This window comes from Cohnella baijiui (assembly GCF_020731285.1).
GTDB lineage: Bacteria > Bacillota > Bacilli > Paenibacillales > Paenibacillaceae > Cohnella.
In genome coordinates, this window is the sequence record NZ_JAJFOW010000384.1 from 1 (window position 1) to 229 (window position 229).

The window sequence follows — 229 nt, forward strand, 5'->3', positions numbered from 1 at the left end:
GGAACGATACGTTCATGCAGCCATTTAATGTTGCCATTGCTATCAATAATCCTATATTCACGTGTAATGGCTTCCCCGCCTTCGAGCAGCTTCTCCATCTCATAAACAAAATCCTGGTCATCTGGATAGATCATCTGACGCCAAAGATCCGTATTTGACTCAAATAATTCCGCAGGAACACCGTAAATTTTTTCTGTACCTTGATAAGTATTGAGGATTTGTTGATTTT

1 protein-coding gene is annotated in these 229 nt (G+C 39.7%); it reads right to left on the reverse strand.

Going from position 1 to position 229, the window contains the following annotated elements:
- Positions 1–229: PAS domain-containing protein (locus LKX83_RS33055; protein WP_227887525.1), on the reverse strand; the 229-nt coding region annotated here is incomplete at both ends.